This window comes from Luteimonas sp. A649 (assembly GCF_054072735.1).
Genome location: NZ_JBSVRQ010000001.1, coordinates 587,373 through 607,217 on the forward strand (window position 1 = coordinate 587,373; position 19,845 = coordinate 607,217).

Sequence of the window (19,845 nt, forward strand, 5' to 3'; positions counted from 1 at the left end):
CGATCAGCTGAACATGGCGATGAGTTCGTCCTGCTGGGACGGCGTCAGCAACTCGCCGTGCCCCGCGCGCAGCTGGTCGGCCTGGCGGTCCGGCTTGCCGGTGGCCGGGATCACCACGGTCACCGCGGGATGGCTGATCGCGAACTTGAGGAACATCTGCGACCACGAGCCGATGCCGGCTTCCACCGCCCAGCCGGGAAGCGCGCGCCCGCCCACGCGGCCGAACAGCCGGCCGTCCTCGAAGGCGCGGTTGACCATCACCGCGACGCCCTGGTCGCGTGCGGCGGGGAACAGGCGCGAGGCGGCGGAGGGCGATGCCACCGAATAGTTGATCTGGATGAAGTCCGGCTGTTCCGCCTGCATCGCTTGCAGCAGCTCGCCGTGCGCGCTGGCCTGGTAGTGGGTGAGGCCGATGTACTTCACCAGGCCCTGTTCCTTGAGTTCGCGGGCGAAGGGCAGGGCCTCGGCCATGTTGCGCAGGTTGTGCACGGCCAGCAGTTCGACGTGGTCGGTGCGGAGGCGGCGCAGCGAGTCCGCCCACTGTGCTTCGAGTTCAGCGCGGCTGTCGGCGGCGAGCTTGGTGGCGAGGAAGCAGCGGTCGCGCCAGCCGCCGCCGTCGAGCAGTGCCCCGACCACGTCTTCGGCGTTGGAGTAGTTGGGCGAGGTGTCGATGACGCTGCCCCCGCCTTCGAAGAAGGTGCGCACCACGTCCTTCAGTGCGTTGAACTCGGGCGAGTCCATCGCGACTTCGTAGCTGCCCGAGGTGCCGGCGCCGATCACCGGCAGCTGCTCGCCGGTGGACGGGATCGCGCGGGTCAGCATCGGGCCGTGGGAGGCTGGCGAAGCGGGAGCGGGGCCGGCGGCCGAGCCGGTGGGCGTCGCGTCGCGACTGCACGCGGCCAGCGGTGAGAGCACGATCCCGGTGGCGGCGAGCGAGGCGACGGACAGGAACTCACGTCGTGACGTCATGGCGAATCCTCCTGCTGGAACGGGCTCGCCACGGGACGCTTGGCGAGCATGGGCCGAAGCATGCGTGAGGGTCGGATCAGCTTCGCACAAGCAGGGCGTGCAGCGCCATGGCGGCGGCCGGATTGCGCTCCTTGGCGGCGGAAATGAAGAAGATGAACACCTCGCGTGGTCCGGCCGGCGAGGCGTCGGGCGGCGTGATGCGGGGCAGGTCGCCGGGTTCTCTGCCGCTGGCCCAGGCGCGGGCCCGTTCAGCCCAGCGCGCAAGCTCCGGCTCTGGATAGCCGGTCGCGATCCCGGCGCGCGAGCGCATCAGGCGCGCATAAACGAAGTCGGCGGTGACATCGGCGAAGGACGGATGCTCGTCGGAGTCCGTGAACACGGTGGCCATGCCGTATTCACGCGCAAGTGCGATGTAGCCGGCATCGACGAACGCGGGATCGCGCACGTCCAGCACGTGCCTGAGCCTGCGTCCGCCGGACTCGCGCGGCAGCAGCGCGAGGAAGGCGGTGAAGTCGTCCCGGTCGATGCGTGTGCCGCGGTCGAACTGCCACACCAGCGGACCGAGGCGGTCGCCGAGCTCGACGATGCCGCCGATGAAATCCTCGACCTGCGGCCCGGTCCTCGCCAGCGTGCGCGACTGCATGATCCGCTTCGGCGCCTTCGCGGAGAACACGAAGTCGGCCGGTGTCTCATCGCGCCACTTGGCGTAGGTCGCCGGTTTCTGGGTGCCGTAATAGGTGCCGTTGACCTCGATCGCGGACAGGTGGCGGCTGGCGAACTCCAGCTCCCGCCGCTGCACCAGGCCCTTGGGATAGAAGTTGTCGCGCCAGGGCGCGAAGGTCCAGCCACCGATGCCGGTGCGGATGCCGTCGACCGGCGGCACTGCGTTGTCGAAGAGGCTGTCCATGGTGCCGATGCCTGCCGCCGGCGGGCCGGCTGGAGGCCGATCATAGCTGCGTGTTCCGATGCGTCGCGTCGTGGCCGATACTGCGCGGCAGTCCAGACAGGTGCCTTGCCCATGCGCAGACCGACCCTTGCCCTTGCCGTTTCGCTGCTGCTGTTCCCGATCGCACGCGGCTCACATGCCGCGGATGCCTTGTCTCCCGCGCCGCTCGCCGGCCTGGATGCGCAGGTCGAGTCGGTCCGCGAAGCATTCAAGGTGCCGGGCATCGCGGTGGCGGTGGTGAAGGATGGCGAGCTGGTGTTCGCCGGCGGCTGGGGCGAGCGCGAGGTCGGCAAGCCGGACCCCGTCGACGCCGACACGCTGTTCTCGATCGCCTCGATCACCAAGGCCTTCACCTCGGCCGCGCTGTCGATCCTGGCCGACGAGGGCAAGCTCGACATGGATGACCGGGTGATCGACCACCTGCCCTGGTTCCGCATGGACGACGCCTACGTCACCCGCGAGATGCGCATCCGCGACCTGCTGGTGCACCGCAGCGGACTCGGCCTGGGCGCGGGCGACCTGCTGTTCTGGCCGCCGAGCGACTACAGCACGCGCGACGTGGTCGAGCGCCTGGCGCGCGTGCCCATCGCCGGCGGCTTCCGCGACCGCTACGCCTACGACAACGTGCTCTACGCCGTGGCCCAGCTGGTGATCGAAGATGCCTCGGGGCAGCCGTATGCCGACTTCGTGCGCGAGCGCCTGTTCCAGCCAGTGGGCATGGGCGACACCCGCATCGACAGCAACGCGCTGCGTCCCACCGACACCAACGTCGCCACCGGCCACGCACGCGCCGGCTTCACCGGTGATCCCGAGCCGGTGCCGGCGATGTCCTGGTCGAACAACACCGCGGCCGGCGGCATCTATTCCAGCGTCAACGACATGGCGAAGTGGATGCGCGTGCAGCTGGACAGCGGTGTGCTGGAGGGTGAGGGCGAGGATGCGAAGCGACTGTTCAGCGAGAAGCGGCACGAGGCGATGTGGTCGCTGGTGACGCCGATCCCGATCCGCGAGCCCGTGGTGCCGGAGCTTGCCGCCACGAAGCCGAACTTCGCCGGCTACGGCGAGGCCTGGAGCCTCAGCGACTACCGCGGCCGCCGGCTGGTCTGGCACACCGGCGGCTGGCCGGGCATGGTCTCGCGCCTGACGCTCGTGCCAGAGCTCGACCTGGGCATCGTGGTTCTGACCAACCAGGAAACCGGCGCGGCCTTCAACGCCATCACCATGCACGTGCTCGACGCCTACATGGAGGCGCCGGCCACCGACTGGGTCGCGGCCTATGCCGCGGCCATCGCCAAGGGTGGCGACAGGGCGGACGAAGACTGGAAGAAGCACGTCGCGGCGCGGGATACGCGGTCGAAGCCTGCGCTGCCGCTGAGTGGCTACGCGGCCACCTACCGCGACCCGTGGTACGGCGACGTGGTCGTGGCCCAGGGCAGCAAGGGCCTGGAGATGCGCTTCACGCGCACCCCGCAGCTGGTCGGCGATCTCGAGCACTGGCAGCACGACAGCTTCATCGTGCGGTGGCGCGACCGCACGCTGAACGCCGACGCCTTCGTCGACTTCAGCCTCGACCACGACGGCAAGGTGCGCGAGGCCAGGATGGAGGCGGTGTCGCCGCTGACCGATTTCAGCTTCGACTTCCACGACCTGCGCCTGGCACCGGTCCCCGCAAAGGACCTGTAGGAGCAGCTATAGCTGCGATGCGCCCTCCGGGGCGCGCGGTGGCAGCAGTCTTCAGCGAGGCTGGATCGCAGCTATAGCTGCTCCCACAGGGGCGTAGCTGTGCTGCACCTACGGGGCTGCTTCTACAGGATGGGTTCGTCGAGGAGCAGCTGGCGGGCGAAGCGGACCGGCGGCGCGCCCGTCGCCAGCACGCTGTCGTGGTAGCGCTTCATGTCGAAGTCCGCGCCTTCCTTCTCTTCCACCGCGCGGCGCATGTCCATGTGCTCCTGCGCGCCAACGAAGTAGGTCGCAAGCTGCGTCGACGAGAGCTGCGCGCGGATCCACTTGCCCTCCGCTTCGCTCTCCTGCTGGAAGGTCTGGCGGACCATGAGGTCCATGGCCTGTTCCTTCGTCCAGTTGTCGACGTGGATGCCCTGGTCGAGGATCGCGTTGCCGACCGAGCGTGCGTAGAACTTCAGCTGCATCAGGCGGAACAGCGGGTCGTTGTCGAGGTAGCCGGCATCGGCGATCACGCGCTCGGTGTAGACCGCCCAGCCTTCAGCGAACGGGCCCGAGCGCAGCGCCGCACGCAGCGTCGAAGGATGCTGTGCCGAATGCGCGCCTTCCAGGTAGTGTCCCGGCATGGCTTCGTGGATGCTGAGGACGTGGATCATGCGCTTGTTGTACTCGCGCAGGAACGAAGTCACCTGGGCCTCGTCCCAACCGTCGGGAATCGGCGAGATCGCGTAGTAGGTGTCCAGGCCCTTGTCGAGCGGCCCCGGCGAATCGCAGTAGGCGACCGAGAAGCCGCGCTGGAACTCGGGCATCAGGATGATCTTCACCGGGTCGTCGGGCACGGTGACGATGTCGTGCTCGCGCACGAAGTCGGTGGCCACCTCGAGCGTGTACTTGGCGAAGTCGACCACCTCGTCGCGGCCGGGTCGGTCCTCGTTGGCCAGCTCCATCGCCGCCTCGATCGCGGCCTGGCGCTGGTCCTCGCTGGGCTGGTCGGGCGTGGCCGGCGCGCCTTCACGGTCCTTCAGCACGACCTTCGCGACGTCATACATCTCGTCACGCACGCGCGCCAGTTCGGCCTCGGCGCGGCGGCGGATCTCTTCGCGACCCAGGGATGAGTTCAGCGAGAAGCGCAGCTTCTGGTCGTAGCGCTCGGCGCCAATGCGGAACTCCCCCTTCGCGTTCGGCACCAGCGTGCCGTCAAGCCAGGCCTGGTGCTCCTCCACTGCGGGGCGCAGCGCGGCGATGGCGGCGTCAAGGCGCTCGCGGTCGGCTCCTTCGAGCTGGTCGGCGTTCGGGGTGATGAAGGTGTCGATCAGGGTGAAGATGCCCTTGTTCTGGCGGGCGACCGTCTCGGCGTGGGTCTTGGGCACGCGCGCCGGATCGAGGTTCTCGCGGGCCTGCGCGAGCAGTGCCGGGATCTTCTCCATGCGCGCGGCGGCGGACTTCATGCGCTCGGGGAGCGGCGCGAACTCGCGCGCCATCAGGCTGTAGATGGCGCCGCCCGCCAGGCCACTGTAGACCTGCGGATCCCAGGCCCAGCTCTGCATGGTTTCCAGATCCCACAGCGAGCCTTCCAGGGCGTTGCGCAGGATCAGCGCATCGACCTGGTTTTCGCGCGAGAGGACGGAGGCGTCGATGGCCTCAAGTTCAGCCAGCATGCCGCGCGTCCAGTCGGCGGACTTCTGCCGCCCCGCTGCGCTGAGGTCGTCGAGCTTGGCGTCGAAGCGGTGGTCGCCGATCTGGGTGGCCGATACCGGTGACAGCGCCAGGCCCTCGTCGAGGAAGCGCGCGGAGAGCGCGGCGAATGCGCGGTCCTGCTCGCTTGCAGCGACGGCGTCGGTCGACGTTGCCGCAGCCGCCGGTGACGTGGGGGCCGTCTGCCCCTGGCAGGCGGCGAGGGCGAGGGTGAGCAGGGATGCGGCGAGCAGCGGACGGGACATGCGGATCTCGGCTTGGTGGGGACGCGGCAGCATATGCCGGACGTCCGCGCCGCGCACGGGTCGATGGGTTACCTTTCGCTGGACTGGGGAGAAGGGGGATCGAAACCATGAATGGACAATCATGTTCCAGACCGCTTGGAGGCGCTGCGCGCACGCTGTGGCTTGCAGCCTGCCTGACCCTGCTCGCTGCATGCAGTGACAAAGTGCAGTTGGACACCGGGTCCGCGCGCGAGGCTGCGGTGGCCGCGGCCGACGCGGGCAAGGCCGGTGGCAACGACCTGGCAGCCTACCTGGCCTATGAGCACACCGTCGGCATCTCGCTGCCGGCGGCCGGCATTTCCCCGCGCGTGGCAGCGCTGCAGTCTGCGTGCGGAGAAGCGCGCTTCGGGCAGTGCGTGGTGCTCAACGTCTGGCAGCAGGGCGGCGACCATCCCGGCGGCAGCATCGGCATGCGCATCGTGCCCGCGGGCGTGGAGCCGATGATCGCGCTGGCCAGTGAAGGCGCTGAAACCGGCAGCCGCTCCACCCGTGCCGAGGACCTGGCCGTGGTCGTCCGCGACAACGCGCTCGCGCAGGAGCGCCTGCGCAAGGAGCTGGAACGCCTGAACGGCTTCCAGGCGCGGCGCGACCTTGCAGTGGCGGACATGATCGCGCTGTCCGAGCGCATGGCCGCCACCGAAGCGCAGCTGGAGTCCGCCGAACGCGACGCCGCCCAGCACCGCCGCCGCATCGATACCCAGCTGCTGACGTTCAACTTCAGCGCCACCCGGACCCAGGAGGCGCAGGGCGAGGTCACCCGCGCGTTCCGTGACTTCGGCGGCATCCTCGCCACGGGCACCGCCTGGATGATCCGGGCCACCGCGTTCCTGCTGCCGCTGCTGGTGGTGCTGGGCGTGCTGGTGGCGCTGGTCCGCCGCTGGCGCAGGCGCCGCCGCGGCTGAGTAGTCGAGCCGACGCGTGGTCGGGGTGACGCGGCTTCAGCCTTCGTCGTCCTCGTCGAACTCGACCAATGCATCCAGGTCGAAGGCCAGCGCCTCCACCGCTTCGCGCACCTTGCGCGCGGTGGAGGCGTTCGGTGCGTCGATCTCGATGGTGTGGCCCTGCGGGCCGCTCACGTCACTGAGGCCGGCGGAGCTGGAGTCGGCGTCGTCGAGCTGCGGCATGAGGTCGTCGACCTCTTCCACGTGCTCGATCCCTTCCAGGCTCTGCAGCAGGTTGATGACGGCGCGCGCGGTGTCGTCGCTGCCGGTGAGTCGGATGCGGAGCATGACCATCGTGGGGTCCTCTGGAAGGTCTGCGGGTCGGCGGGTCGGCGGGGGAGGGGCGAACCCCGCTTGCAGGCTAGGAAGCCGCCGGCAAAGACCGCGTGACGGTTCCGGCGTTCATTCCGCGATGCGCACCGGCACGCTGATGTTGCACAGGTCGATGTGGCCGGCAGGCTGCAGGTACCAGTCGTCGCGACGGTTGCGGCGCGACTCGACCACGGCGTCGAACAGTGGCGTGTCGGTGCGCAGCACGCGGACGTCGCTGCGTTCGCCTTCCGGCACTTCGGATGCCAGGCGCACGGCCTTGATCGGCACGCGCTGCGCCGCTTCTTCATGGAAGCCCAGCGGGCCGGTGCCGCGCGGCACCACGCTCAGCAGCTCCATGCCCTGGAGCACCCGGCCGACCTGGGTGATGTTGCGGTCGAGCTGGCGCGGTGCCTGGCCGATGACCACGTAGAGCTCGGTGCCGTTGCTGGAATCGGCGGCCATGTCGCGGCCGGCGCCGAGGGTGCCGTAGCAGTGCGCCATCCAGGCCTGGCCCGCGCCCGGGTCGCGCGCGGCAGGGAAACCCTCGGCGAAACCGGTCTCCGGCGCCCAGCCGTCGCGATCCGGAAGTGCGTGGAAGGCGAGACCTTCCGTGGGACGTGCGAACTCGGCCGGCAGCGTTGCTTTCGCACTGCCGATCGGCTTCGGCGCCCCGCCCTCGTCGGTGATGTCGCCGAACTGGACCACGAAATTGTCCTGCGAGCGGTAGATCGTCAGCCCGTCCCAGAAGCCTTCCTTCGCCAGGGTCTGGATGTTGGCGACGTGTTCGGGGGCGAAGGCAGGGGCCAGCTCGATCACCACGCGGCCGCCGGCCAGCTCCATGTAGAGCGTGTTGGCCGGGTCGGGGCTGCGCCAGTCGGTGGGGAGCGAGGCGTCGAGCAGCTCCTGCGTGGTCTTCGGGCGTTCGGCTTCGGCCGTGGTGGCGTGGTCCTGGGTCGCGGTCGCCGTGGCGGTGGCGCAGAGCATGGAAATGAACAGGGACAGGCGGCGAAAGCGGTGGTCTGGGCGCACGTCGGAACTCCGGTCGGGTTCCCACGATTGTTGCCGATCCGGTGGGTGGGCTGACTATCGGCACATTCACTATATGCAGGTTCGCAATAGCATCCGTTCCATGAGCGATCGACCGCCCCCGCCGGACACCGAAGCCGCCCTGCGCAAGTTCCAGCGCGAGCTGAGCACGGGCACCGTGGCGCTGGCACTGCTTGCGGTGCTGTCGCGCGCGCAGGAGCCGATGTACGGCTACCAGATCGCCAAGACCCTGGAGCGCTTCGGCGACGGTGTGCTCAGCGGCAAGCAGAGCGCGCTGTACCCGGTGCTGCGCAACCTGGAGGGCACGGGGCTGCTGGCCAGCCACGTCGGACCGTCCGATGCCGGCCCGCCGCGGCGCTATTACGAGATCACCGACGCAGGGCAGGCCACCCTGCGCGAATGGGCCGCCGCCTGGCGCGCCACCCGCGATTCCGTCGACACCGTTCTGGAGGGAACCCCGTGATGAACACACTGCCGCGCACCATCCCCGAGTACCTGGAGCAGCTGCGGCGCTCCCTGGCCGGCGCCGACCCGGCGATGATCCAGGACGCGCTGTACGACGCCGAGGAATACCTGCGCTCCGAGCTTGCGGAGAACCCCGGCAAGTCCGAGGCCGAGGTCATCGCCGCGGTCGCGTCGAGCTACGGCGCGCCGGACGAAGTGGCCGACATCTACCGCGACACCGAGGTGACGGTGCAGACCGCGCTGCGATCCCCGGCACCGCCGCGGCGCAAGTCGGCGCTTGGCCGGTTCTTCGGCGTGGTGGCGGATCCGCGCACGTATGCGTCGCTGTTCTACATGGTGCTGGCGCTGGCCACCGGCATCTTCTACTTCACCTGGGTGGTGGCCGGCTTTTCAACGACGGCCGGCCTGTCGATCACGATCGTGGGCATCCCGCTGCTGATCCTGTTCTTCGGCTCGGTGCGGGTGCTGTCCCTGGTGGAAGGACGGATCGTGGAAGTGATGCTCGGCGAACGCATGCCGCGGCGCCCCCTGTACACCGTGCGCGGGCGCAGCATCTGGCAGCGCATCGGCGACATGTTCACCGACCCGCGCACCTGGAGCACGATGCTGTACTTCCTGCTGATGCTGCCGCTGGGTATCGTCTACTTCACGCTGGCCACGACCCTGCTGGTGACCGGAATCACCCTCGTGCTCGCGCCGATCGCGACCTGGACCGGCGTGGGCGAAACCTGGCTGGAAGCCAATGATGTCGTCCTGGTGGGCATCAACAACGTGCCGATCGACGGCTGGGGGCTGGTGCTGATGCTGGTCATCGGCGTGCTGCTGCTGTTCGCCACCCTGCACCTGGCGCGCGTCATCGGCCGCGGCCATGGGCTGCTGGCCAAGCACCTGCTGGTGAAGACGGCGCAATATTCATGATGGTCAGGGCGGTGCGCGCATGTTTATTCCTCGGCTTGGCACTGGCATGCGGCATCGCGCTGGCATCGGGGCCGCGGTTCGCGTTCACGCTGCCGCCGGATGTCGACGATGCCGGCATCGGGAGGGCGGTTGCCAAGCTGTCGAAAGACGTCCTGTCGGCCCGCGAGGAAGGAAGGCTGCAGGTGTCTGCGACCGGTCTCGCGCACCTGCGCATCGCAGCCGGTCAGGACCACGAGGCGGTAGATGCCATCCGGGACGTGATGGCTGGCCTCGTTTCGCAGGGCGAACACGAGCGCCCGCGACGCTGGGTGCCCTATCTGCTCCATGCACAGGCGCGGGCGGACCGGCGGCAAGGGCTCGACAAGGCGTATTCCACGGCGTTCGAGAGCTACTTCGGGAAGCTGGACGATCTTGAAGCGCAGCGCACCCAGTACTGGTTTGGTGGCTCCCTCGAGCGTGCGAGGGCCGATCTCCGAGAGTCCGCGTCGCAGCTGGGGGATATGGCGGAGGTCACGCTGGACGATGCCCTCGGCCTCGCACGCCGGCAGGCCTTCGTGGACGCACTTGCCGCGGCTGCGACGGCCGGTGCCTTGATCGCCGCGGATGAAGAGGCGCGCTATCTCGTAGACGAGGACGTGCTGATCCATGCGCCGGACGGCGCCACCCTGTCCGCAGTGGTGGTGCGGAGCCGCAAAGCCACGTCGCCACTGCCGGCCGCAATGGTGTTCACGATCTACACCGAGCCCGAATCCAACCGTGCGACGGCCTTGCAGGCGGCCGCGCACGGATACGCAGGCGTGGTGGTGGATGCGCGTGGAAAGCGGTTGAGCGACGACGCGATCCGTCCATACGAGACAGAAGCCGACGATGCCGCCGCAGCGGTCGAATGGATCGCAGGGCAGCCATGGAGCGACGGCCGCGTGGCGATGTATGGGGGCAGCTATTCCGGGTTTGCCGCGTGGGCGGCTGCCAAGCGCATGCCCCGGGCGCTGAAGACCATCGTGCCGTACGCGGCGGCGATACCGGGCCTCGGCCTGCCGATGGAGAACAACGTCTTCCTGCTTGCGAACTATGGATGGCCGTTCCATGTCGCCAACAACCGGCTCCTGGACGATGACACCTACTTCGACCGCGAGCGCTGGCAACGCTTGCCGCTGGCCTGGTACGGGAGCGGGCGGCCATACCGCGAAATCGACCGGGTGGACGGCACGCCGAACCCGTGGCTGCAGCGGTGGCTCTCGCATCCGGCCTATGACGCCTACTGGCAGGCGATGGTGCCCTATGGCGATGAGTTCGCGCGCATCGACATCCCGGTGCTGTCGATCACCGGCTACTACGATGACGGCCAGATCTCGGCGCTGCAGTACTTCAAGGAACACCTGCGGCACCGTCCGGGCGCAGAGCACTACCTGCTGATCGGGCCCTACGACCATTTTGGCGCGCAGGCGCCGATGAAGCCACGCAGCGTGGGTGGCTACGGGATCGATCCCGTCGCGCAGTTCGACACGCACGAAATCACGTTCCAGTGGCTGGACCATGTGCTCCGCGGCGGGCCGCGCCCGGCCCTGCTGCGCGACAGGGTCAACTACCAGCTGATGGGCGCCGACGAGTGGCACAGCGCGCCGTCGCTGGAGGCTGCGGCAAGGGTGAGCGTGTTTCACCTTTCCGGTGCGGCATGCGGACCATACCGGTGCCTGTCGCGCACGGCCGGAGCAACGCTACCGCTGGCGCAGGTCGTCGACTTTTCCGACCGCACGACACAGAACCATGGCTACTACCCGGATCCCGTGGTGCGCGACCAGCTGGAACTCGGCAGCGGCTTCGCCTTCGCCAGCGCACCGTTCGCACGGCCGACCTCGGTGGTCGGCACGTTCTCGGGCGCGCTCAAGGTGCGCATCGACAAGCGCGACTTCGATTTCAGCGTGTCGCTCTATGAGCTGAAACCCGATGGCGCCACCATGCAGTTGTCCTACTACGTCGGTCGGGCGAGCCATGCCCGTGACATGACGCACCGCGAACTGCTGGTTCCCGGCGAATGGACCACGGTTCCGTTTGAACGCACCCGCATGACGGGGCGCAGGATGGAGGTTGGCAGCCGCCTGCTGGTGGTCGTGGATGTGTTGAAGGATGCATGGCACCAGGTGAACCTGGGCACCGGAAAGGACGTCAGTGACGAATCCATCGCCGACGCGGGCAAGCCGCTGACAATCGAATGGCACCCGGACAGCCTCGTCCGCGTGCCGTTGCACGAGCAGCCCGGCGGGTAACGCCGCCCTCCCCGGGGACCGAGTGGCTCGGCGGGATGCGTCAGTGCTTCGAGGACTGCTTGCGTGCCGTCTTGCGCACGACGGGCTTTCCTGCCGGCACTGCATCGTGCTTCGCGATGAAGTCGCGCACCTGCGGATACACCTGCGTGCGCCAGCGGCGGCCGCTGAAGATGCCGTAATGGCCGGCGCCATCGACGGTCAGGTGTTCGCGGTCGCGTTCGGCAACGCCGGTGCACAACACGTGCGCGGCACGGGTCTGGCCGAGGCCGGAGATGTCGTCGAGCTCGCCCTCGATGGTCATCAGCGCGCAGCCCGTGATCGCCGCCGGGTCGACGCACTCGCCGGCCACGTCCCAGGCGCCGCGCGGCAGCAGCTGCTCCTGGAACACCACGCGGATGGTGTCGAGGTAATAGTCGGCGGGCATGTCGAGCACGGCGTTGTATTCGTCGTAGAAGCGGCGGTGCGACGCGGCGTCTTCGAGGTCGCCCTTCACCAGGTCCTGGTAGAAGTCCCAGTGCGACATGAAGTGGCGCTCGGGGTTCATGGCCATGAACCCGGTGTGCTGCAGGAATCCGGGGTACACGCGGCGGCCGCGGCCGGGATAGTTCTGCGGCACCACCTGGATGACGTTGTTCTCGAACCACGACAGCGGCTTCGTGGTGGCGAGGTTGTTGACCGCGGTCGGCGACTCGCGGGTGTCGATCGGCCCGCCCATCATCACCATCGAGCGCGGCACGGATTCGCCGCGCGCGGCCATCAGCGAGATCGCCGCCAGCACCGGCACGGTCGGCTGGCAGACGCTCATCACGTGCAGGCGTTCGGCGCCGATGTGGCGGATGAACTCCTGGATGTAGGCGATGTAGTCGTCGAGCGTGAACGCGCCCGCTTCCTTCGGCACCATGCGCGCGTCGATCCAGTCGGTGATGTAGACCTTGTGGTCGGGCAGCAGGGTGCGCACGGTGTCGCGCAGCAGGGTGGAGTGATGGCCTGAGAGCGGCGCCACCACCAGCACCGTGGGCTGGTCCTTCATGCCGAGGATGTTCTGCGCATCGTCGGTATAGCGCTTGAAGCGCAGCAGGCGGCAGAAGGGCTTGTCGAGCGCCACCTTCTCCACCACCGGCACGTCGTGGCCGTCCTTGACCACCTGGTGGATGGCAAAGGGCGGCTTCTCGTAATCCTTGCCGATGCGGTGCAGGAGTTCGTTGGTGGCGGCCACGCGGGCCGCGCCCGGAAGCGAGGACAGCCAGGTGCCCTCGATGCCGAAGATCTTCGCGTTCGCCTGCGCCAGCTCGGTGAAGGGCGCAAGCAGGTTGCGATTGAATTCGTGCAGTTGGTACATCATCGGCGGAGGTGGCCCCTGTTCCTGACGCGCTGCAGCATAACGCAGCGGGCCGTGAGCAACAGGTGGCCATTGGTCATAGCCTCACGGCCACGTTCAGGCGGGGCCCGCCCCGCCGTGTCAGGCCAGTTCAAGGGCCGTCGCCCCGGCCGCCAGCCCGGGCGAGAGCCAGCAGTGGGACCCGAGGACCCGGAAGCCCACGGCCTCGAAGCGCTTGCGATAGAAGCTGCCCGGGCGGCCGATGAACCCGTGCTCGTCGCCCTCGGCCGCGTCCTCGCGGGCGAAGGTCTCGAGGAAGGCGACGCCGCCGCACAGCTCCGCCAGGCCCGGCAGGCCGCGATCGATCTCGCGCGCCTGCAGGTAGTGCAGGACGTCGCTGCACACCACCAGGTCGGCCGGCGGGCAGGGGCGCAGCTCGGCGAAGTCGGCGAAGCGCGCGTGGTGCAGGTTGCGGCGCGCACCGTGGCGCTCGATCGCGTACTGGCTGCTGTCGAACCCGATGTACTGCGCCTTGGGCCGCAGTTTCAGCAGCGGAGCGCGCCAGGCGCCTTCGCCACAGCCGATGTCGAGCACGGTCCGGATCGGGCGTTCAAGGTGGTACTCCGCGGTGGCCACCGCCAGCGCCACCTTGCGCGCCAGCCGCTGCCGCCCGCCGATGCCGCCGCCGCGGTACCAGCGGTCGAAATAGTCCTGGTCGTAGGTCTTGTCCATGGGCGGGCACGATACCGGCTGCGGCGCCCGCCGTGCGATCCTGTAGACAACTACATAGGGGCGGGAAGCAATGCAGAGCTATATCTGGATCAAGTCGTTGCACATCGTGTTCGTGATGGCCTGGGTGGCCGCGGCGTTCTACCTGCCGCGCATCCTGATCAACATCGTCGAGGACGGCGGCAACGCCGCGGTGCGCGACCGCCTGGTGCTGATGGGCCGGCGGCTGTACCGCTTCGGCCATGTGATGTTCGGGCTCGCGGTGGTCGCGGGCCTGGTGCTGTGGATGGGCTACCGGGTGATTCCCGACTTCCCGACCATGGTCGGCAGCGGCACCGGCTGGCTGCACGCCAAGCTGCTGCTGGTGGCGGTGATGTTCGCGATGTACATCGTCGAGGGTCGCCAGCTCAAGGTCGCCGCACGTGGCGGCGCGATGCCGTCCACGAAGATGCTGCGCATCCGCAACGAGATCCCGGTGCTGATCCTGCTGGTGGTGGTGTGGCTGGTGCTTGCGAAGCCGTTCTGACCCGCTCGGTCGGTGGAGTCACTTTGATGTGATTGTGGTTGTGGGGGCGGCTACAGCCGCGATCGGCCCGGTATCGCGGCTGTAGCCGCTCCCACAGGGTTCCCGCGGATGGATCAGTGGGCGGGGGGCTGCACCTTCGGGAGTTCCACCGGCACGCCTGATGCGTCGCAAACGCCATTCGCGCACAGCTGCCCGCGCAGCGTCGGCGTGGCCTGCACGATCACGTGGTAAATCACGTTCTGCTCCAGCGTGCCGCGGAACGCGGCGCTGCCAGGGCCGCGCGCCCAGATGCCGACGTCTTCGCCGCCGTGGGTTTCCGACGCCAGCGGCACCATCGCTTCCTGCATGTAGTCGGGATCGGTGGTGTCGACGTCGGTGAGGTCGGGGCGGCCGGTGGATGGCCGGGTGTCACGGGCGGCGTGGAAGTGGCGCTTCGGGCCCTGGGGCTGGCTGGCGCTGGCGCCGGGATAGCCGGGGCCGTTGGCATAGCTGAGGGTGGTGTAGGGCAGGCCAAGGGCGTCGCGCGCGGGGCCTTCGCCGCCCTCGTGCACCTTGCCCAGGATCGGGTTGCCGCGCTGCGGATAGCCGACGAAGTTGAGCACGTGCGAGTGGTCGGCGGTGACCACGATCAGCGTGTCGTCGGCCGAGGTCATGTCGACCGCGGCCTGCACGGCGCGTGACATCGCCACGGTCTCGTCCAGGGCGCGGTAGGCGTTGCCTTCGTGGTTGGCGTGGTCGATGCGGCCGCCTTCCACCAGCAACACGTAGCCCTGGTCGTTCCCCGCCAGCGATTCGATCGCGAAGCGGGTCAGGGCTTCGAGATCGGGCTCGCCTTCGGGGCCGCGGTCGCGGTCGTGCTCGTACTGCATGTGGCTCAGCTCGAAGAGGCCCAGCACGGGCGACGTGCCGCGCGCGGCCTCGAACTGCTCGCTGGTGTGGACGAACGCACCCCCGGGATGCAGCTCCAGCCACTCCGCGACCAGGTTGCGGCCGTCCTTGCGCTTGCCGCGCACGCCGGGCATCACTTCTTCGTTGGGCAGGAACTCGCGGGCGCCGCCGGCGAGCACGATCTGCGGACCGCCGCGTTCGCGGGCGAAGTCGAGGAACTGGCTGGCGATGTCGCTGCAGCCGGCCTCGCGCGCGGCGTCGGGCAGCGAGGCGTCGCTCTCCCAGTTGCGGTTGGGCACGTGGGCATAGGTCGCGGCGGGCGTGGCGTGGGTCAGGCGCGCGGTCGTGACGATGCCGGTGCCCATGCCGGCGTCGGCGGCCAGCGCCAGCCAGCCCTGCAGGCGGTTGCCGCGCGACTGGGCGCAGTCGTTGTGGCCGCCGGCGCTGACGCCGATCGCACCGATGTGGGTTTTCACGCCGGTGGCGATGGCGGTCATGGTGCCGGCCGAATCCGGGGTCTGGGCATCGGTGTTGTAGGTCTTGGAAAACGCCGTGGCCGGGAACTGCTCCCAGGCCAGCAGGTGTTCTTCGCCCGGGTTGCCGGCGCGCTGGCCGGCGAAGATCCGCGCCGCGGCCACCGTGGTCAGGCTCATGCCATCGCCCAGGAACACGATCACGTTCTTCGCGCGCCCGTCCATGGCGCCGTTGCCGGCCGCACGCGCGGCGCCGCTGCGGTACCACCAGGCGGGGGTCTCTCCCTCGGGGTGCGCGACCGCCGGGACTTCGACGTGGATCGCGCCCATGGCGGTGGAAGCGGCTGGCGCGGGAGCGCGGGTGGCGGGGACGGCACAGGCTGCGGCAAGGCAGGCGCACAGGACGGGAAGGGACAAGCGGAGCGTGCGGGTCATGGGTCTGTCGAGCGTCCTGCGGCCGGATGAGGTATTCATTATGACCGGCGCACAGCGTCCCGAAGATGACACGTCGGCGTTCCGCCACGGCGGTCGTCGCCACAGCGGCCATCGGCTAAGGTGCGTCATTGCCCCTCCCCTGGACGCCGATGAAGCTCGTCTCCGCGTGGTTGAAGATCCCGTTCTGGCAGCGCGTCGCCGCGGGCTTCGTGCTGGGTGCGCTGGCCGGCTGGGCGTTCGGGCCCGCCGCCGGCGTGTGGTTCAAGCCCCTGGGCGACGTCTACGTCAACCTGATCCGGATGATCGCGACGCCGCTGGTGTTCTTCGCCGTGGCCAGCGCGATTTCGAGCCTGCACGGGCAGAAGTCGATGGCCTCGCTGGGCGGGCGCACCTTCGCCTGGTTCGCGATCACCGCCGTGCTTGCGGTCTGCGTCGGGCTGGGCGTCGGCCTGGTGCTGCAGCCCGGCATCGGCGTGAGCGGCCTGGTGGTGGCGCCGGACTACGTGGTCCGCGACGTGCCCGGCCCGGTGCAGGTGCTGGTGGACGTGGTGCCGACCAACCCGTTCCGCGCCCTGACCGAGGGCAGGATCCTGCAGGTGATCTTCTTCGCGGCGCTGCTCGGCTTCGCGCTGGTCAAGCTGGGCGAGCGCACGCAGCGCCTGCGCGCGCTGATGGCCGAAGGCAGCGAGGCGATGATCCAGGTCACCCGCTTCGTGCTCGAGATGACCCCGCTGGGTACCTTCGGCCTGATCGCCGCGCTTGTGGGCACCTACGGCTTCGAGAAGCTGCTGCCGCTGGGCAGCTACATCGGCGCGCTGTACCTGGCCTGCGCGATCCACATCGTGTTCGTCTACAGCAGCCTGCTGCTGGCGCACGGGCTCAGCCCGCTGAAGTTCTTCCGCGGCGCGGCGCCGGCGATGCAGGTGGCGTTCGCGGCCTCGTCGAGCTTCGCCGCGCTGCCGGCCAGCCTGCGCAGCGCCACCCACAACCTCGGCGTCGACAAGGACTATGCGGCCTTCGCGGTGCCGCTGGGCGCGAGCGTGAAGATGGACGGCTGCGGCGCGATCTATCCGGCGCTGACCGCGGTGTTCGTGGCGCAGTACTTCGGCATCGAACTGGACATGTCGCAGTACTTCATCATCCTGCTGGCTTCGGTGCTGGGCAGCTTCGGCACCGCCGGCGTACCCGGCACCGCGATCGTGATGGTCACCCTGGTGCTGAGCGCCGCGGGCCTGCCCCTGGAAGGCATCGGCTACCTGGTCGCCATCGACCGCATCCTCGACATGATGCGCACGATGACCAACGTCACCGGGCAGGTGCTGGTGCCGGTGCTCGTGGCGAAGCAGACAGGGATCCTCGACGAAGAGGTGTACGCGGCCGCATCAAGCAACGTCGGGCTGGAGTCTCAGACGGAGCGGTAGGGCCGCTGCCTGGCAGCGGAGCGTTGTCGTGTGGGAGCAGCCATGGCTGCGATCGCCGATCGGGATCGCAGCCATGGCTGATCCTGCAGGGGCGGGTTACCGAAGGGCTTCGCGCTCGGCCTGGAGCTGGGCGTCGAAGCTGCGTTCGGCCTGGTCGGCATACCCGGCGCAGTCCATCGGCTTCGATGCCGCGGGATTCACGTAGTCGCGGCCACTTGAGCCCGGGTGCGGCGTCAGCAGCACGTCGCAGGGCAGGGCCCGGACCACGTCGAAGCTGCGGCGATAGTCGTCGACGATGCGCGGGTATCGCGGGTTGTCCACCAGCTGGTAATCCGGCGCGCTCAGGCTGTCGGCATAGGCGATGCGCACGGGGCTGGCGCCCTCGCGGTCGGTCCAGGTCCAGGCCATGCTGCCCGGCGTATGCCCGGGCATGAAGTGCACGGTGAAGCGCATGCCGCCGAGTTCGACGACTTCGCCGTCCAGCAGCAGGCGGTCGACCTGCACCGGCGGGTAGACGATGGCGTCGCCGAAGTGGATGTCGTCGCTGCCACCGCGCGCCAGCAGCACCGCGGACTCCGCGTTGGCGGCCACGCGCGCACCGGTGCGCCGGCGCAGCTCGGCGAGCGGGCCGACGTGGTCGGCGTGGGCCTGGCTGAGGAGGATCAGCTTCAGGTCGGCCGGTGCCACGCCCAGGTCGGCCATGTGCTGCAGCAGCATGTCGGCCGCCTGCGGCATGCCGCCGTCGATCAGCACTGCGCCGTCCGTGGTTTTCACCAGGAGCGCGCTGAGGTTGGCCGTACCGATGTGCCAGGTGTTGTCTGCGATCTTCACCGGCGCGATCGGCTGCCGCCAGCTGTCATGGACGGTATAGGCCTTCAGCTGCGGCAGCGGCGGCTCGGCGGCCGTGGCGCACATCGTGGGCAGGATCCCCAGGGCGAGCGCCAAAGCGGAGACGGTGGGGGCGGACAGGCTGCTTGGGGACATGTGTCTGGATGCTCCGGCGGGGCGTCGAGTATCGCCGATGATCCCTGGCGTGTTCGGCCGCTCCCGGACATGACTTCTGGCCGGCACTGCGCGGAACGGCCCGGGGTAAGGTGATGCGTTGTCCACACGGGAGAGGGCCTCATGAAGCTGTACTGGCACACGGCAGGGCTGTGCGCGCTGCTGTTCGCGGCGCCGTCGTTCGCCGCTGACACCGACCGCTGGGACATCCCGGTGGCGACGAAGGTCCTCGACAACGGCCTGACCGTGGTCGTGTCCGAAGACCGCAGCGCGCCGGTGGTTGGCGTGAGCGTGGTCTACGGCATCGGCATGCGGCTCGAGCCGCGCGACCGCACCGGCTTCGCGCACCTGTTCGAGCACCTGATGTTCGAAGGCTCCGCCAACGCGCCCGAGGGCGTGTTCGACCGCGTGATCACCGGCGGCGGCGGCCGCAACAACGGCTCCACCCGCGCCGACTTCACCAACTACATCGAGATCGCGCCCTCGTCGGCGATCGAGCCCATCCTGTGGCTCGAGGCCGACCGCATGCGCATGCTGGACTTCAGCGAGAGCACGCTGAAAAACCAGCAGGACGTGGTGAAGGAAGAGATCCGCAACAACGTGCAGAACCAGCCCTACGGCGGTTTCATGTGGATCGACATCGGCCAGCACGCGTTCCAGAAGTGGGAGAACAACCACGACGGCTACGGCAGCTTCGAGGACCTGGAAAACGCCGACCTCGATGACGTCAAGGCGTTCCACCGCGACTTCTACGGCCCCAACAACGCGATCCTGTCGCTGGCCGGCGACATCTCTCCGGAAGAGGGCTTCGCGCTGGCCGAGAAGTACTTCGGCGACATCGCCTCGCGTCCCACGCCGCCGGCGCCGGACTTCAGCGAAGGCCTCAACACCAAGGAAACGCGCCTGCAGCAGGGCGACAAGCTGGCGCAGGTGCCTGCCATCGCCGTGGCCTGGAAGATGCCCGACCGCGGCAGCGCCGACCAGGCGCCGATGGCGGTGCTCGGCGCGCTGCTCGCCAACGGCGACGCTTCGCGGCTGTACCAGGGTCTGGTAAAGGGACGCGAGCTGGCGCTCAACGTCGACTCGCTCTACGGCCTGACCAGCGAGTGGGAATATGACGGCCCGACGCTGTTCACCGTGTTCGCGCTGTACAAGCCGACCACCGACGCCGACGCCATGCTGGCCGCGATCGACGAGGAGATCGCGCAGGTCGTCGCCGAAGGCGTCGACGACGCCACGCTCGCACGCGTCAAGACCCGCATGCTCGCCGACTGGTACAACGGCCTGGAGTCCTTCATCTCCCGCGCCGACGCCCTGGCCAAGCTGCAGCTGATGTGGGACGACGCCGAAGTGGTCAATCGTATCCCCGGCTGGATCGACGCCGTGACCTCGGCCGACGTGCAGCGCGCCGCGCGCACCTACCTGACGCGCGACAACCGCACCGTCATCGACCGCAAGCCGGAGGCCATGCTGCAGGCCGCTGCCGCCACAGACGCCACCACTGACGCGACCACGGATTGAAGGAGACG

General features: G+C 68.9%; 17 protein-coding genes. 8 read left to right on the forward strand and 9 right to left on the reverse strand.

Features of this window, described 5'->3' with window-relative positions:
- Positions 1-3: 3 nt before the first annotated feature.
- Both ACW5E8_RS02820 and ACW5E8_RS02825 read right to left on the reverse strand, forming a co-directional pair.
- The gene (locus ACW5E8_RS02820) at positions 4-969 is read right to left on the reverse strand and encodes an aldo/keto reductase (protein ID WP_456963976.1); all 966 of its coding nucleotides are present in this window, start codon (positions 967-969) and stop codon (positions 4-6) included.
- 76 nt (positions 970-1,045) lie between these two features.
- Complete coding sequence (locus ACW5E8_RS02825) at positions 1,046-1,876, reverse strand: DUF72 domain-containing protein (protein ID WP_456963977.1); 831 nt, start codon at positions 1,874-1,876, stop codon at positions 1,046-1,048.
- Positions 1,877-1,987: 111 nt separating this feature from the next.
- Between ACW5E8_RS02825 and ACW5E8_RS02830 the strand changes: the two genes are divergently transcribed.
- Positions 1,988-3,598, forward strand: coding sequence for a serine hydrolase (locus tag ACW5E8_RS02830; protein ID WP_456963978.1), 1,611 nt, complete (start codon positions 1,988-1,990; stop codon positions 3,596-3,598).
- A 122-nt stretch (positions 3,599-3,720) separates the two neighbouring features.
- On the opposite strand, the gene ACW5E8_RS02835 is transcribed toward ACW5E8_RS02830, so the two are convergent.
- Positions 3,721-5,535, reverse strand: coding sequence for a DUF885 domain-containing protein (locus tag ACW5E8_RS02835; protein ID WP_456963979.1), 1,815 nt, complete (start codon positions 5,533-5,535; stop codon positions 3,721-3,723).
- Between the two features lie 209 nt (positions 5,536-5,744).
- Between ACW5E8_RS02835 and ACW5E8_RS02840 the strand changes: the two genes are divergently transcribed.
- Positions 5,745-6,476, forward strand: a complete 732-nt coding sequence (locus ACW5E8_RS02840; RefSeq protein ID WP_456963980.1) for a DUF4349 domain-containing protein — start codon at positions 5,745-5,747, stop codon at positions 6,474-6,476.
- 36 nt (positions 6,477-6,512) lie between these two features.
- On the opposite strand, the gene ACW5E8_RS02845 is transcribed toward ACW5E8_RS02840, so the two are convergent.
- Together ACW5E8_RS02845 and ACW5E8_RS02850 are read right to left on the reverse strand one after the other, a co-directional pair.
- Positions 6,513-6,809, reverse strand: coding sequence for a hypothetical protein (locus ACW5E8_RS02845; protein ID WP_456963981.1), 297 nt, complete (start codon positions 6,807-6,809; stop codon positions 6,513-6,515).
- Between the two features lie 108 nt (positions 6,810-6,917).
- On the reverse strand, positions 6,918-7,811 hold the full coding sequence (locus tag ACW5E8_RS02850; RefSeq protein WP_456965223.1) for a peptidylprolyl isomerase: 894 nt from the start codon (positions 7,809-7,811) through the stop codon (positions 6,918-6,920).
- Positions 7,812-7,956: 145 nt separating this feature from the next.
- Between ACW5E8_RS02850 and ACW5E8_RS02855 the strand changes: the two genes are divergently transcribed.
- From ACW5E8_RS02855 to ACW5E8_RS02865, 3 genes are read left to right on the forward strand one after another with little or no spacing between them, the layout of a single operon-like run.
- Entirely contained in the window at positions 7,957-8,337 is a 381-nt protein-coding gene (locus ACW5E8_RS02855; protein ID WP_456963982.1) for a PadR family transcriptional regulator, read from the forward strand.
- Entirely contained in the window at positions 8,337-9,257 is a 921-nt protein-coding gene (locus ACW5E8_RS02860; protein ID WP_456963983.1) for a sensor domain-containing protein, read from the forward strand. Before ACW5E8_RS02855 ends, ACW5E8_RS02860 begins: the two co-directional genes overlap by 1 nt.
- Positions 9,254-11,524 (forward strand): CocE/NonD family hydrolase, encoded by a 2,271-nt coding sequence (locus ACW5E8_RS02865; RefSeq protein WP_456963984.1) that lies wholly within the window; start codon positions 9,254-9,256, stop codon positions 11,522-11,524. The genes ACW5E8_RS02860 and ACW5E8_RS02865 overlap by 4 nt, the downstream gene beginning before the upstream one ends.
- 40 nt (positions 11,525-11,564) lie before the next feature.
- Here ACW5E8_RS02865 and ACW5E8_RS02870 read toward each other — a convergent pair whose 3' ends face one another.
- Both ACW5E8_RS02870 and ACW5E8_RS02875 read right to left on the reverse strand, forming a co-directional pair.
- Positions 11,565-12,866, reverse strand: coding sequence for a polyhydroxyalkanoate depolymerase (locus ACW5E8_RS02870; protein ID WP_456963985.1), 1,302 nt, complete (start codon positions 12,864-12,866; stop codon positions 11,565-11,567).
- 117 nt (positions 12,867-12,983) lie between these two features.
- Positions 12,984-13,574: a class I SAM-dependent methyltransferase gene (locus ACW5E8_RS02875; RefSeq protein WP_456963986.1), complete on the reverse strand. Its 591-nt coding sequence runs from the start codon at positions 13,572-13,574 to the stop codon at positions 12,984-12,986.
- Positions 13,575-13,644: 70 nt separating this feature from the next.
- Between ACW5E8_RS02875 and ACW5E8_RS02880 the strand changes: the two genes are divergently transcribed.
- Complete coding sequence (locus ACW5E8_RS02880) at positions 13,645-14,097, forward strand: CopD family protein (protein ID WP_456963987.1); 453 nt, start codon at positions 13,645-13,647, stop codon at positions 14,095-14,097.
- Positions 14,098-14,210: 113 nt separating this feature from the next.
- Here the strand turns inward: ACW5E8_RS02880 and ACW5E8_RS02885 are convergent, their stop codons facing one another.
- Complete coding sequence (locus ACW5E8_RS02885) at positions 14,211-15,893, reverse strand: alkaline phosphatase (protein WP_456963988.1); 1,683 nt, start codon at positions 15,891-15,893, stop codon at positions 14,211-14,213.
- 149 nt (positions 15,894-16,042) lie between these two features.
- Here ACW5E8_RS02885 and ACW5E8_RS02890 point away from each other — a divergent pair, with 149 nt between their 5' ends.
- Positions 16,043-17,314 (forward strand): dicarboxylate/amino acid:cation symporter, encoded by a 1,272-nt coding sequence (locus ACW5E8_RS02890; RefSeq protein WP_456963989.1) that lies wholly within the window; start codon positions 16,043-16,045, stop codon positions 17,312-17,314.
- Between the two features lie 96 nt (positions 17,315-17,410).
- Here ACW5E8_RS02890 and bla read toward each other — a convergent pair whose 3' ends face one another.
- Positions 17,411-18,298: a subclass B3 metallo-beta-lactamase gene (gene bla, locus ACW5E8_RS02895; protein ID WP_456963990.1), complete on the reverse strand. Its 888-nt coding sequence runs from the start codon at positions 18,296-18,298 to the stop codon at positions 17,411-17,413.
- Between the two features lie 141 nt (positions 18,299-18,439).
- Between bla and ACW5E8_RS02900 the strand changes: the two genes are divergently transcribed.
- Positions 18,440-19,837 carry a M16 family metallopeptidase gene (locus ACW5E8_RS02900; protein WP_456963991.1) on the forward strand — a complete coding sequence of 466 codons (1,398 nt, stop codon included), beginning with the start codon at positions 18,440-18,442 and terminating at the stop codon, positions 19,835-19,837.
- The last annotated feature ends 8 nt before the right edge of the window (positions 19,838-19,845 follow it).

What these genes read in the sequence shown, in the direction of transcription:
- ACW5E8_RS02875 (WP_456963986.1), bottom strand. Translation starts at nt 13,574, where the DNA reads ATGGACAAGACCTACGACCAGGACTATTTCGACCGCTGGTACCGCGGC.
- ACW5E8_RS02865 (WP_456963984.1), top strand. Translation starts at nt 9,254, where the DNA reads ATGATGGTCAGGGCGGTGCGCGCATGTTTATTCCTCGGCTTGGCACTG.
- ACW5E8_RS02825 (WP_456963977.1), bottom strand. Translation starts at nt 1,876, where the DNA reads ATGGACAGCCTCTTCGACAACGCAGTGCCGCCGGTCGACGGCATCCGC.
- bla (WP_456963990.1), bottom strand. Translation starts at nt 18,298, where the DNA reads ATGTCCCCAAGCAGCCTGTCCGCCCCCACCGTCTCCGCTTTGGCGCTC.
- ACW5E8_RS02900 (WP_456963991.1), top strand. Translation starts at nt 18,440, where the DNA reads ATGAAGCTGTACTGGCACACGGCAGGGCTGTGCGCGCTGCTGTTCGCG.
- ACW5E8_RS02845 (WP_456963981.1), bottom strand. Translation starts at nt 6,809, where the DNA reads ATGGTCATGCTCCGCATCCGACTCACCGGCAGCGACGACACCGCGCGC.
- ACW5E8_RS02870 (WP_456963985.1), bottom strand. Translation starts at nt 12,866, where the DNA reads ATGATGTACCAACTGCACGAATTCAATCGCAACCTGCTTGCGCCCTTC.
- ACW5E8_RS02820 (WP_456963976.1), bottom strand. Translation starts at nt 969, where the DNA reads ATGACGTCACGACGTGAGTTCCTGTCCGTCGCCTCGCTCGCCGCCACC.
- ACW5E8_RS02850 (WP_456965223.1), bottom strand. Translation starts at nt 7,811, where the DNA reads ATGCTCTGCGCCACCGCCACGGCGACCGCGACCCAGGACCACGCCACC.
- ACW5E8_RS02830 (WP_456963978.1), top strand. Translation starts at nt 1,988, where the DNA reads ATGCGCAGACCGACCCTTGCCCTTGCCGTTTCGCTGCTGCTGTTCCCG.
- ACW5E8_RS02860 (WP_456963983.1), top strand. Translation starts at nt 8,337, where the DNA reads ATGAACACACTGCCGCGCACCATCCCCGAGTACCTGGAGCAGCTGCGG.
- ACW5E8_RS02835 (WP_456963979.1), bottom strand. Translation starts at nt 5,535, where the DNA reads ATGTCCCGTCCGCTGCTCGCCGCATCCCTGCTCACCCTCGCCCTCGCC.
- ACW5E8_RS02880 (WP_456963987.1), top strand. Translation starts at nt 13,645, where the DNA reads ATGCAGAGCTATATCTGGATCAAGTCGTTGCACATCGTGTTCGTGATG.
- ACW5E8_RS02890 (WP_456963989.1), top strand. Translation starts at nt 16,043, where the DNA reads ATGAAGCTCGTCTCCGCGTGGTTGAAGATCCCGTTCTGGCAGCGCGTC.
- ACW5E8_RS02885 (WP_456963988.1), bottom strand. Translation starts at nt 15,893, where the DNA reads ATGACCCGCACGCTCCGCTTGTCCCTTCCCGTCCTGTGCGCCTGCCTT.
- ACW5E8_RS02855 (WP_456963982.1), top strand. Translation starts at nt 7,957, where the DNA reads ATGAGCGATCGACCGCCCCCGCCGGACACCGAAGCCGCCCTGCGCAAG.